This window comes from Cohnella cholangitidis (assembly GCF_014107495.1).
Taxonomy (GTDB): Bacteria; Bacillota; Bacilli; order Paenibacillales; family Paenibacillaceae; genus Cohnella; species Cohnella cholangitidis.
This window is the reverse complement of sequence record NZ_CP041969.1, coordinates 2,017,977-2,030,256: the sequence shown is the minus strand read 5'-3', so window position 1 is coordinate 2,030,256 and position 12,280 is coordinate 2,017,977. Positions and strand designations below refer to the sequence as shown.

At 46.9% G+C, this 12,280-nt stretch carries 13 protein-coding genes and 2 pseudogenes; 13 read left to right on the top strand and 2 right to left on the bottom strand.

What is annotated here, in order from left to right; genetic code table 11:
- Positions 1-302: 302 nt before the first annotated feature.
- Positions 303-398: pseudogene (locus FPL14_RS30940) on the top strand (transposase); the annotation flags it as partial.
- 77 nt (positions 399-475) lie between these two features.
- On the opposite strand, the pseudogene FPL14_RS09690 reads toward FPL14_RS30940, so the two are convergent.
- Positions 476-709 (bottom strand): annotated as a pseudogene (locus FPL14_RS09690) (NAD(P)/FAD-dependent oxidoreductase); the annotation flags it as partial.
- Positions 710-1,030: 321 nt separating this feature from the next.
- Here FPL14_RS09690 and FPL14_RS09685 point away from each other — a divergent pair.
- The 3 genes from FPL14_RS09685 to FPL14_RS09675 all read left to right on the top strand — a co-directional run bounded on the left by FPL14_RS09685 (position 1,031) and on the right by FPL14_RS09675 (position 3,585).
- A complete protein-coding gene (locus FPL14_RS09685) occupies positions 1,031-2,329 on the top strand; it encodes a S1 family peptidase (protein WP_182302784.1) in 1,299 nt (432 codons plus the stop codon).
- A 342-nt stretch (positions 2,330-2,671) separates the two neighbouring features.
- Positions 2,672-3,403, top strand: coding sequence for a copper amine oxidase N-terminal domain-containing protein (locus tag FPL14_RS09680; protein ID WP_182302783.1), 732 nt, complete (start codon positions 2,672-2,674; stop codon positions 3,401-3,403).
- 17 nt (positions 3,404-3,420) lie between these two features.
- On the top strand, positions 3,421-3,585 hold the full coding sequence (locus FPL14_RS09675) for a hypothetical protein (protein ID WP_182302782.1): 165 nt from the start codon (positions 3,421-3,423) through the stop codon (positions 3,583-3,585).
- A gap of 163 nt (positions 3,586-3,748) precedes the next feature.
- Here the strand turns inward: FPL14_RS09675 and FPL14_RS09670 are convergent, their stop codons facing one another.
- Positions 3,749-5,005, bottom strand: a complete 1,257-nt coding sequence (locus FPL14_RS09670) for a BaiN/RdsA family NAD(P)/FAD-dependent oxidoreductase (protein WP_182302781.1) — start codon at positions 5,003-5,005, stop codon at positions 3,749-3,751.
- Between the two features lie 217 nt (positions 5,006-5,222).
- On the opposite strand from FPL14_RS09670, the gene FPL14_RS09665 reads away from it, so the two are divergent.
- From FPL14_RS09665 to FPL14_RS09630, 9 genes are all read left to right on the top strand, one after another.
- Positions 5,223-6,878 carry a two-component system sensor histidine kinase NtrB gene (locus FPL14_RS09665; protein ID WP_182302780.1) on the top strand — a complete coding sequence of 552 codons (1,656 nt, stop codon included), beginning with the start codon at positions 5,223-5,225 and terminating at the stop codon, positions 6,876-6,878.
- Between the two features lie 79 nt (positions 6,879-6,957).
- Complete coding sequence (locus FPL14_RS29580) at positions 6,958-7,083, top strand: spore protein (RefSeq protein WP_220471230.1); 126 nt, start codon at positions 6,958-6,960, stop codon at positions 7,081-7,083.
- Between the two features lie 41 nt (positions 7,084-7,124).
- Positions 7,125-7,508 carry a DUF3905 domain-containing protein gene (locus FPL14_RS09660; RefSeq protein WP_229263856.1) on the top strand — a complete coding sequence of 128 codons (384 nt, stop codon included), beginning with the start codon at positions 7,125-7,127 and terminating at the stop codon, positions 7,506-7,508.
- Positions 7,509-7,678: 170 nt separating this feature from the next.
- A complete protein-coding gene (locus tag FPL14_RS09655; RefSeq protein ID WP_182302779.1) occupies positions 7,679-8,113 on the top strand; it encodes a BrxA/BrxB family bacilliredoxin in 435 nt (144 codons plus the stop codon).
- A 77-nt stretch (positions 8,114-8,190) separates the two neighbouring features.
- Positions 8,191-9,000, top strand: a complete 810-nt coding sequence (gene nadE, locus FPL14_RS09650; protein WP_182302778.1) for an ammonia-dependent NAD(+) synthetase — start codon at positions 8,191-8,193, stop codon at positions 8,998-9,000.
- Positions 9,001-9,009: 9 nt separating this feature from the next.
- Positions 9,010-9,399: a holo-ACP synthase gene (gene acpS / locus FPL14_RS09645; RefSeq protein WP_182302777.1), complete on the top strand. Its 390-nt coding sequence runs from the start codon at positions 9,010-9,012 to the stop codon at positions 9,397-9,399.
- A 154-nt stretch (positions 9,400-9,553) separates the two neighbouring features.
- Entirely contained in the window at positions 9,554-10,405 is an 852-nt protein-coding gene (locus tag FPL14_RS09640) for an AraC family transcriptional regulator (RefSeq protein WP_182302776.1), read from the top strand.
- A 24-nt stretch (positions 10,406-10,429) separates the two neighbouring features.
- Positions 10,430-11,542 (top strand): A/G-specific adenine glycosylase, encoded by a 1,113-nt coding sequence (mutY, locus tag FPL14_RS09635; protein ID WP_182302775.1) that lies wholly within the window; start codon positions 10,430-10,432, stop codon positions 11,540-11,542.
- Between the two features lie 307 nt (positions 11,543-11,849).
- A complete protein-coding gene (locus FPL14_RS09630; RefSeq protein ID WP_182302774.1) occupies positions 11,850-12,272 on the top strand; it encodes a hypothetical protein in 423 nt (140 codons plus the stop codon).
- Positions 12,273-12,280: the final 8 nt, after the last annotated feature.

Below are 12,280 nucleotides of genomic sequence, written 5' to 3'. Positions count from 1 at the left end.
GACTAGAGAACGCCCCCTTCCTTAGCAGCGACTAGATTTTGGAGGAATGTATCTCCTTCCGGTTGCTGTTCCCGACGTGAAATCTGAATTGATAACCCCGTAACAAGGGGATTTCACGTCGGAAAAGGCAAACGCTTCGCTCCTACAGGAGATACATACCCTCTATTTTTATCGCTGTTTCGAAAATCTCCACCCCATAATAACGCAAAGAAACCGCCCCTTGGTAAAATGGAGGTACCACCCAACCATATACGAAAGGTACGGTTTCTTTGTAATAAAGAACAATCGAGGCTTCTGAAGTTAAAGAAAGCCTAGAGGTCAGGTGGCTTTCGCTTGCCCATAATCTTCTCAAGAAGGAAGCGATCGACCAAAGACGTGAAATGGCGACGCAGGGATAGCCTCCCTAAAGTCGCCATTTTGAAATAACAATCCAATTTCTCAAGTGACAGCCGCTTAACTGTTATTACTATGCGAATCAGTCTCTTATAGCGGCATTGATGCCGGCGGAATATCCGGTTGAGAAGGCAGCGGTGATGTTGTAGCCTCCCGTATAACTATGGATATCGAGGATTTCTCCGCAGAAATACAATCCGTCCGCGAGCTTCGACTCCATCGTCCGCGGATCGATCTCCTTTAAGTTGACGCCTCCGCCCGTGTGACGGATCATCAAGCACCATGTCGACATGATCTTCACCCACTTCGGCAGCTGCAATATGGTGCCTTTATGCATGGAAAGAAATTCACAGGCCAAGCATTTATGTCAATGATCTTTCGGATGGTTTACGCTGGATTCCGATGCCGATGATATTCGAGTATCTAAAGTCGAATCCTTAAAGAGGGAATACTAGATGAATGTTCGAATGAAGGAGTATTTAGTCGAATCCTGTAAATCAAACAATAAATAGTGATACTTATTAACCAAATATATAGTGAAAATTTACTGTTTGGGAATATTTTCAATACAATTAATCGGAAGTGCTGTATATTTTAAACTAGTTACAAAAAAACCAAATAAAGGTGTGTTTTCCAGATGAGAAAGTTAACTAGCATGTTGTCAATTGTCTTCCTTATTGGTCTTTTAGCCACCACTCCTGTTTTGGCAACTACAGATGGTTCATCAAATTCTTTATCTTCATTATCACAGTTTGAAAAAAGCAGCAATGAATACTTTAGGAAAGTTTATGATCTAGAAAAACTTGAATCTGTTTCTGTTAATAGTATTAATAACAAAAGCAAGGAAACATATGGTGTATATTTAACTAATGATGAAATGGAATTATTAAAGGATCAGGATGTTACCATTGAATACGCGAGAGATCTTCAAGTTGAATTGATCACAAAGCATAAAGACTCTTTTGGGGGGATGTACTTTGACCGATCTTTGAATAATGGAACTATTAGAGTTGGCTTAGTTAATAACAGCTCGAAATCAAATATACATTCCGAAATTATCAATGCTTTTCCTCGAATAGATAAATTGCAGATCTTTGAGGTAGATACTCCTTTAAGTGAATTAGAAAACTATCAGGAACAGATAAATCAATTTATTATCGAAAATAAATGGACTCACGTTTCTACGGATATCTCTATCCCCGATAATAAAGTAATTATTGGAGTTCCAAGTGAAGATTCGTTTGTCAGAAAAGAAATTGAAGAAAGATTTAAAAATAATTACTATATCATTAATAGTGAATTTTCTCCAATAACGTTAACTTCAAGGACTGCGTACACCCGTCCATTGATTGGAGGACTTGAAATAGTGCCACCTAACAATCTTCCTTGCACAGGTGCATTTACTGGATGGCTAAATACAGGAGAAGTTGCCTATGTAACAGCTGCACATTGCGCAGAATTGGGACAAGTATACACTCAAGGGGGATCAGTAATAGGAATGGTTGAGAGACGGCATTATCAGGGAACCGCCGATGCAGCAGCAATTGTAATTGGACAATCAAATACAGCTACATCGCCATACTTATACCAGAATGGTGTATTTGAGTCTACAGAATCTATTTCTAGTGAAATAATAGGGCAAACAGTATGTAAATCTGGAAGAACAACCGAAGTAACCTGCGGACCCTTAATAACACCATATGATTCCGGGGCGCCAGGTGGAACATTTCTTACGGGCCTAAGAAGCATAGCAGCATATGCTTATGGAGGAGATAGCGGTGCACCAACATATATACCAAATGAATTTGGAAGTCACAGATTAACTGGTGTCTTATCAGGAACGAAAATGGTGGGAACTGAACCAAGATTCCTTTATTCTCATATACAAAATGTTGTTTCTCATTTAGGAATTACATCCGTAAGACTTGATTATTAAAATCATAATTTTCTATATGTTTGAATAGGTAAGGGCAATTAATACTAGAATGAACATGATTGTACTAGACATTCATTGCCCTGTACCTATTCGTTAAGACTTTTTGATCCACAAATGAATTGTTGGAATTTATAATTTAAAGCAACAAAATTATCTTCTGTCTAGTCTATTATTATAAGTCATTCTGTTAATGGTAAACCAACCTCTATAAGTTCTTGAAAATAAATAGTCTGAATATATTGAGTAACCTACATGTACATAGGAGTTTCTCCGAATGTGATCGCCTTTAGTGCATATTATCTCTTACCCATTGTATTAAAAACAAAAATTAGGATGATTCTGATGAGAAAAGTAATAATAAGTCTTATTTCTATCATTATTTTTTGTAGTTACCCCCACATATATGCGAATCCACCTAGTAATACGACAATTAAGATTTACAATAACGACCAACTACTTGATATTTCTTCTAACGCAATAATAAAGGAAAATCAAGTCTTAGTCCCATTTCGACAATTTTTCGAAATATTTGGTGCAAATGTATTTTGGAATGCGAGTAAGAAAACCGCAACAGCAACTAAAGATAATTTTAGCATCACGGTAGAGCAATCTAGCTTTAGGTCATGGATTAACAAAGAAGAACACAAAATGACTCAAGCTCCTATTATTTTTAATCAATCTTTATACATTAGCTTAAGATATGCAAGTGAAGCCCTCGGACTGAGTATCCAATATGATAAAAATCCAATATCAGTATTCTTGTATCAGTTAGACAATGATTTTAAGAGAATCATTGAATCGATTTCTGATCATAGAAATGAAATTGAACAAAAGCATTCCATCAAGATATTATATATATCTGTTCTTAATAATAGATTATGGATCGAAATTAGAAGTTATGGAGACATTGAAAGGGTTTTTACCCAAGAGGAAATACAAGCAATTAGTGACACAATATATAAGATACTTGGAAAAACAATAGATTTCGAGTTGTCTATCCAAGAATGTTGTACAAGGGATGCCGATTTTACGGGTATTGTTACGGAGATTGATATAGAAAAAAACGGATTTTAGTCAAAGATGAGAGTAATATGCTCGCATGGATCGCTTTAGCCGAAGATGGAAAATGGTATATAGAAAACCGCGATCTGTCTGAGTATTCCTTCGATACTTCACTTATTGGCAAAAAGGCAAAAGCATGGACATTTGGAATATCAACAATTCAATCAATGGCTGTGAAAATTGTATTTGAATAAATAACTTTGTTGTGGTCATGACCCCTTAGAGTGGACATGTAAAAATACATCTAGCTACTGGCGCCGTATGTTCACTTAAACAGGCCAATTAGGATAACCGGCACGAAAAAAATACGGAACTTACAGTGGCTGCTTGAAAGCCGCTGTAAGTTCCGTGTTTCATTTATCGGATAGCGGCATTCATGCCGGCGGAATATCCGGTAGAGAAGGCAGCGGTGATATTGTAGCCCCCCGTATAACCGTGGATATCGAGTATTTCTCCGCAGAAATACAATCCGTCCACGAGCTTCGACTCCATCGTCCGCGGATCGATCTCCTTCAAGTTAACGCCACCGCCCGTGACGAAAGCGTCTTCTATCGACAAGGTTCCGTATACTCTTATCGGGAATCGTTTGATCAGCTTAGCTAATTGCATCCATTCCTGCCGCGGAAGGTTGTCGTAAGTAAGCGATTCAGCCAGCCCGGATTGCTTCAAGAGCAAAGGGACCATCTTCTCGGGCAAACAACTTTTAAGAATGTTCTTGACGGACTTCTTGGGCTCAAGCTCCGTTAGCTTCAACGTTCGGGAATAGACCTCGTCGACGCTATCGTCGGGCATCAAGTCCACGGACGCTTCGACGTTGCCTACGTTAAATTGCTTGAGGGCTTTGACGACGAATTGGCTGCATCGAAGCGCGATCGGCCCGGATATGCCGAAGTGGGTAAAGATCATGTCGCCTTGGTGCTCGATGATTTTCTTCCCTTTCGGATTCCATACGGATAAGGAAACGTCCCGAAGGGAAAGACCTTGAAGCTCTTTGCTCGTAATGAATGGTTCATTGGACGTTAGAGGAACTTCCGTCGGAAAAAGCTCGGTGATCGTATGTCCGGCCTTTTCCGCCCAATGATAACCGTCTCCCGTCGAGCCGGTCTGAGGCACGGACTTGCCGCCCGAGGCGACGATGACGGCGCGGCTATCCAGCACATCCCCGGATCTCAGTCGTACGCCGACCACGCGATTGTCCTCGTAAAGAATCGTATCCACTGGGGCGTTAAGCTTAATTTCGACTCCTTGCTTGCGAACTTGGCCGACGAGCGTGTCAACTACGGTCTTGGCTCTGTCCGTGACCGGAAACATTCGCCCGTTGTCTTCTTCCTTAAGCGCGATCCCGAGATTCTCGAAAAACGCGATAATGTCTCGGTTATTGAAGTTGGCGAAGGAGCTGTACAAAAATCTGCCGTTGCCGGGAATATGCTTGATCAGCTCGTCGGTTTCCTTGTTATTGGTAACGTTGCATCTGCCGCCGCCGGAGATTCCGAGCTTACGCCCGAGCTTCTCTCCTTTGTCGAGCAAAAGGACTTTGGCGCCGCGTTTGCTTGCCGCGATGCTCGCCATTAACCCGGCGGAGCCTCCGCCAATTACGATTACGTCGTATTTCATGCTATTGCTCCCGATCTTTTGATATGTATAGATTCTAACACCGGCGCGGCGGAATGCAAAATAGTCGGTTGAAAGGCAAGAAATGAGGAAGATATTGTTGAAGAATAATATGGAAAATATACTAATTTCGATATAAGCTATGAATGTCGGTAATGAGAATTGAGAGATTGGCTATTTTTACAATAAATGTAGATTCGTTGCGCAGGAGGTTCACAGGATGTGGAAAGACACTCTGCTGCAAGTCCTGATCGCCCTTCTCCCCGTATTTTTCTTCATGGCCTGGTATTCCAAGCCGGATCAAACGCGTTATTCCAACGTCGTGCTTGGTCTAGCATGCGCAGCGGCTATGATTTTGAATACGCGGTTCTCCGTAATCAACGAGCATGGAGTGAATTTTGATTTCCGCCATATTCCTTTTATTATAGGCTCTTTGTACGGCGGCTTACCCGTCGCGATTTTTCTCTTGGCAGTCTATGCGATCTCCCGGCTAAGCGTAATGGCCACTCAATGGGAGTATATCATTTTCGCTATTTTCCTATTGATCTATATCCCGATATTTTACTCTCGTATTTCGGCGTTTCAAGGCAGCACCCGCGGAGGCAAGCTTAAGCTTGCCGCTTTGTTGTGCTTTCTGCTCGCTTTGCTTCAGGACGCCCACTATTTCTTGAGCTTGCCGGATTTCGAGATGTCCGAACTGCCGGAGCATATTGGCGGCATTCTCCTGTTCGGCGCCTTATTTATCGCGGTAATTTTAGTCAGCGTTTATTATACGGAGCTTTGTTACGATCGAATCCGATTGCAAATGCAGTTATACGACGTGTCGAAAAAGTATCGCAACGAGATGCTCAGGCTGCAGCAGTTCATCGATAATACCCCTTTAATGGTCGTCTTCTGCGACAACGACGGAGTCATTACCCGAGTGAACGACAAGGCGCTTAAGTTCGTCGCTCCTCTAGGCCGCAACGATATTCTGTATCAGAAGTTTTCCGTGTTCACGGATAGGATGAACGTGCATTTCGAGATTAGCCCGGTAGTACGGGTGCTTCGGGGCGAAGAAAAAATCACGGAGATCATCAGGCTGCACGGGAAAATCTTCTACACCGTTTCCTGTCCGATCAAAGATTTGCCTTCGCAAGGAACGGACGGGGTACTTTTCATCGGACACGACGTTACCGAGCTCCAAAGGCTGAAAGACGAGGTTGACCGGATGGAGAGGCTTAGCCTCGTAGGCCAAATGGCCGCGAGCATCACGCATGAAATACGCAATCCGATGGCCGTAATCAGGGGATTCGTGCAACTGCTTAACGAAAGAAGCCCCGAGGAGCAACAATCCTATTTTCGTATCGTGTTGGACGAACTTGACCGGGCGAACGCGATCATTAACGACTTCCTGTCGCTCGCCCAGAATCGGATCGTCGAGAAGGAGCCGTCCAACTTAAACGACTTGCTTAACGATATTCTTCCATTAATATGGGCGGACGCCAATTTGCGGGGACAGATGATCGATTTGCGGCTCGGCGAGAACATGGATCACCTTCCGATGAACAGCAAGGAAATGAAACAGCTGATTCTTAATCTGGCCCGCAACGGAATGGAAGCGATGAACGACAAAGGAGTTCTGCGGATCGAGACGTTGAACTCCAGCGACAGCATACAACTGCGGATGGTCGATAACGGAGTCGGCATTCCGCCGGAGCAGTTGAAAAGGCTATTCGAACCGTTCTATACGACGAAGACTAACGGAACGGGCTTAGGGTTGGCTTTATGTCTCAGTATCGTCGAGAGGCATAACGGGAAGATCCACGTCGAATCGACGATGGGACAAGGGACATCCTTTATCGTCACCTTCAACAAGCTGGGCAACATTTCTTGACGAAATGTTAAAGGCGCGGATAAGGGGCATTAAATCGGATACACTACGGGGGACTCATCCAGACAAGGAGGATGCTTCCATGGCAAATACACAAGGCCCTTCGAAATCGGGGCGGAATGCGGCTAATCGGGCCAGGAAAAACAATTCGCCTTTGTCCCCGGGATTCGACAAGAAACTGGACGGACCTAATCGGCCGTCGACCTGAACGTTATTTCCGCGGATAAGGATAACAGCTCCTATTCGGGCGTGAAGCCCGCGGGAGGGCATGACGATTCGAACTTGGATCCGTTCGAGATCGAATTTCGAGCGGAGTTCCGCGACAACCGGGGGCCGCGGGAGCCGTTCGTGAATGCCAACGGAGTCGTGATCGGCGATCACGATTACGCGTCTGACCATTCGCCGCTCGAGCAATGGAGCGAGGAGACGGATCCTTCCGTTATGGCGGGGGAACAGTGGGTGCATCCATTTAAGGATATCGGATTCCGCACGAAGGAAAACCGGGATTTATTCGAACAGGGAATTCTCCCCTCAGGACTGTTCATGCATCCGACACACAATACAGCCCAGTCGATCAACCCGGATGATGACGACGAATATTTCCCGGTGCCCGAAGTGTTGGACGAACCTTAACCAAGGCAATGCGACAACCGGGATGCCATGCTTACGACAGCATGGCATCCCGGTTGTCTTGCTGAGAGAGGTTCGCGGTTTTTGACGGGGCTTGCGGCAACGCTGTATAATGAAGCGTAGCGGATAAACGAAACCGCCAATTAATTGATCCGGAAAGCGAGGCGCAATCTATGTCCATGTCTTTCGAAAGATATATGATGAATACGGTTCAACCGATGCGCGACGATTTGACTCGGCTCGGCATTCAAGAATTAAGAACACCCGAAGAGGTGGAAGCTAAGCTTCCGACAGCCTCCGGTACCGCTCTGGTCGTCATTAACTCCGTTTGCGGTTGCGCGGCGGGACAATGCCGTCCCGGAGTAGCCGAAGCTTTGCAGCATGACGTGCTGCCCGACCATCTGTTTACGGTATTTGCCGGACAAGATAAGGAAGCAACGGCGAAAGCTCGCGAATATTTCCTGCCTTATCCGCCATCTTCCCCATCCATTGCTCTGTTGAAGGACGGAGAACTCGTTCATTTTATCGAAAGGCACCAAATCGAGAATCGCAGCGCGGATGATATTGCCTCCGATCTTACGGCGGCCTTCGATCGTTATTGCCGGTAATTCACGTCGTCCCGGGGGCTTAAGCCATTGCGGTTAAGTCACCGGGATATTTTTGTTGAAACGGGAGGGATGTACATATGACGATCCAGCAGGAGATCATTGCGAAGTTAGGCGTCAAACCGACAATCGACGTAGATCGGGAAATCGAGCGTCGCGTCGATTTTCTGAAGGATTACGTGAAGCAAGCGGGAGCGACCGGGTTGCTGATCGCGATAAGCGGAGGCGTGGATAGCGCCGTTGCCGCCGGGCTATGCAAACGCGCGACCGACGAGCTTACCGAGGAAACGGGCAAAGATTACATGACGCTAGGCGTATTCCAACCTTATGGGGAACAAGAGGACATTCACCATAGCTATGAGGTGGCCGAAGCGTTTCAGTTGAAGCATAAAGTCGAGACGAACATTGCGGAAGCCGTGGACGAGATTGCGTTGGAAACGGAGTATGCTTTTAAGACGCTCAATATTCACCGCCATATTAGCCGCGGAGGCAAAGGGAACGTAAAGGCGCGGACGCGCATGGTCGTTCAGTACGCTTTGGCTTTCGACCTGAATCTGCTCGTGGTCGGTACGGATCACGCTTCGGAAGCTCTAACGGGTTTCTTCACGAAGTGGGGAGACGGTGCCGTGGACATTACTCCGCTCAGCACGTTGAATAAACGCCAAGTCCGCGAGTTAGCTAGACGTCTCGGGGTGCCAGCAAGCGTAGTAGATAAAGCTCCGACGGCGGGATTGTGGCAAGGCCAGACGGACGAGGACGAGCTCGGAGTCACGTACGAAGACAACAGCTCGTATCTGGAAGGCAAGGAGATCGACCCGAAAGCCCGCGAAATCCTTGAGAGGCATTACTTGCGTACGCAGCACAAAAGGCAGCTAATTCCGGGAATTTAATCCGACAAGATGATCTTGGGGATCGGATTGGACGTTGTCGAGCTGGCGCGGATGGATAAGCTTCTCTCGGGGCCGATCAAAGATAGGTTCGTCGATCGAGTGCTTACCGCCCGGGAATGCGAAGGATGGGCTTCCTTGCAGCCACGCCGCGCCCTGGAGTATATTAGCGGCAGATTCGCGGCCAAAGAAGCCGTCGTGAAGGCGATCGGTTGCGGAATCGGCGCGACCGTCGGATTCAAGGATATAGAAGTGCTACCCGATGAATGGGGCAAACCGACGTGTTCCTTATCATCGGCTTCCATCGAGAGGTTAGGATGGGCGGAGGGCTCATTCAAGATACATATCGCGATAACGCATGAGCGCTCGATAGCCGCGGCTACGGCGTTAATCGAAAAGTAAGCAAGGGGACAGTCCGGCGTTATTTGCAGCTGGACTGTTATTTATTGGGCGTAAGCATTCATTTTGGAAATATACGCTTGCGCTAGATTGACGTATAATGGAATAGGTGTAAAAAAGGACGATAATTTCTATATCCAGATAATGGGGCGCAGAGATGACTACGAATTATTTAACTATCATGATGAAACATTTCGAGCACATGAATATAGAGGTTGCCGCCGCAGCGGAAACGGTGTTGGATTCCGCGTCGCTCAAGGAGCGGGAGGACACCTATGATTGTAATCGCTTTCTGTTCGTTAAGGAAGGAGAAGGCAAGCTAATCGTTCAAGAGGAAGAAATCGCCCTCTCCAAAGGGAGGTTATGCATCGTATTGTCGGGGATGCCGCACCGGATATCGGTCGAGCCGGATCGGCAGCTTACGCTCCAATGGTGCCACTTCCGCAGCAGCTATGAGGACCGCGATCTGTACAGGGCTCTTCAGATCCCTCTTTCTATTCGGTTGGATGACAACCACGAACGGGAGACGACTGTTCTGTTCGAACGATTGTTCGAATTATTGACCAAAGACATGCTTACCTCGAGGCTCAAAATTAAAGCAACGATGCTGGAGCTTATCAGCATTTATTTGGATAACCTCTCGATTCATGATAACGATGCGCCGAGCGAGGATCTTCAGAAAATCGATCTCGTGCTGAAATACATCGACGATCATCTGGCCGACAACATCACGGTAGAGAGTTTGGCTAAGCAGGTGTATTTGCATCCGAATTACTTCATCGTGTTTTTCAAAGGGATACTCGGCTATTCGCCGATCCAATACGTGAATTTGCGGCGAATGGAAATGGCCAAGGGCTTGCTCCTCCAGCCGGAATGCAACGTATCCGCGGTAGCTAGCAAGGTCGGGATGCAGATTTATTACTTTTCCAGAATGTTCAAAGCCCATACCGGCTTAACGCCTAGCCGTTATCGCAAGCAAGCGACAACGATGGTTTCTTCGGGAGTCTAGTCACATAGGAGAGGAATAACTGAAGTGGAATCGAGCGATTCGAAACGGTTTTTCAGCATGGAATTATTAGGGTGGTATCGGAAGGCGCGGAGAGACTTGCCATGGAGAAGAAGCCGCGATCCTTATCATATATGGGTGTCGGAAATCATGCTTCAGCAAACCCGCGTCGACACGGTTATTCCGTACTTCAATCGGTTCGTGGACCGATTTCCTTCCATCGAGCGCTTAGCCGAGGCTCCGGAGGAAGACGTGCTTAAGCATTGGGAAGGGTTAGGCTATTATTCGCGGGCGCGCAATCTTCAGGCTGCCGCCCGCGAAGTCGCGGAGCAGTACGGCGGGGTCGTTCCGAGCGGCAAGAAGGAGGTGTCCGGCCTGAAGGGGGTCGGTCCTTATACGGCGGGGGCTATCTTGAGCATCGCCTACAATCAGCCGGAGCCTGCCGTGGACGGCAATGTCATGCGGGTGCTGTCGCGTTACTTCTGCTTGGAGGACGACATTGCTCGTCCGTCCACGCGGATCGGCATGGAAGGGCTCGCGCAGGAGCTTATTCCCGAAGGAGAAGCGGCAGACTTCAACCAAGCTTTGATGGAGCTCGGCGCGCTAATCTGCACTCCGAAATCGCCTTCGTGCACGGAATGCCCCGTAACGGATATGTGCTTGGCTCGGCTTCAAGGACGCGAGCGGGAGCTCCCCGTGAAGACGAAAGCGAAAAAAGCGAAGCCCGTATACAGATTCGCTGCGTTGGTGGAAGGAACGGGACCTCACGCGGGCAAAGTGTTGGTTAGGCAACGGTCGGAAACGGGCTTATTGGCGAGGATGTGGGAGCTTCCCCATATCGAGGTTTCCGATGCGGATGCGTGGGAAGATTCGTCAATGGGCAAGCAGCGGCTCGAAACGGCGCTGGCCGATGACGGGGTCAGGATCCAGGCCAAGGAGCAGATCATCGGGGAAGCGCAGCATATATTTACCCATCTTATCTGGAATATTAGAGTATTGCCAGCCGTTGCCGCGGAGGAATACGTCGCGGATCGGACGGCGTACGAATGGGTAGGGCCGGAGCAATTCGAAAATTATGCATGGCCTAACGTATTTAGAAAATTGTTAACGGAGTATTTTATTCGCGCCATGAATTCATAATCGTCATGATCAGCAGCCGCGAGGGCTTTCGGTAGGGAATTACCGAAAGCCCTCGCGGCTTTTTTGGTGAAATGCCCTCTATTTTCTTCACGAATTCCCCTTATTACCGTCGAAAATCCAAACATTTTGCTAACATCTTCCTCGTAATCTTCGTTTCGGTTAGCGAAAAACATATCTTTCAAATACTAATCAAGCACAAGATTTAATAATTCAGGCTTAAAGTTACGGTATATGAGCAAATCAGAACGGAGGGGAACGTCGGTATGTCGTTGGATCGATCCGACAATGCGCAGTGAGGGGGGACAAAATGAAGTTAATCCAATTTTACAGGCAGCTTTTTCTCGAGGCTACCCGCGTGTATGAGCCCGTATGGGAGGAAGAAGCCGTCGTATTCGGTTATCGCTGGCACAAACGCAATTATCCTTTGTGGGAGCAGTTTCAGATCAAGGATATGGAACCGGACCATCCCGTGCTGATGTATTCCTTGATCTTGCCGGAAGCCTATTTGGAAACGACGATCTATGAGGAAATCAAACGGTATCCGTCCAAATACGAATTGTCGATCGTGATTTTGAACCGGCAGATTTTCCTTAACGCGACGCTTCAGACGGACAAGCTTCAAGACTCGATGATGGGATTTATGCATCAAGCCCGCGGCGAGCTGATGAACATCTTGGATTGCATAATCCGGATGCCGGATGAAGCCGAGTTGCAGGCAACTTTAGTATAACAAGCGAG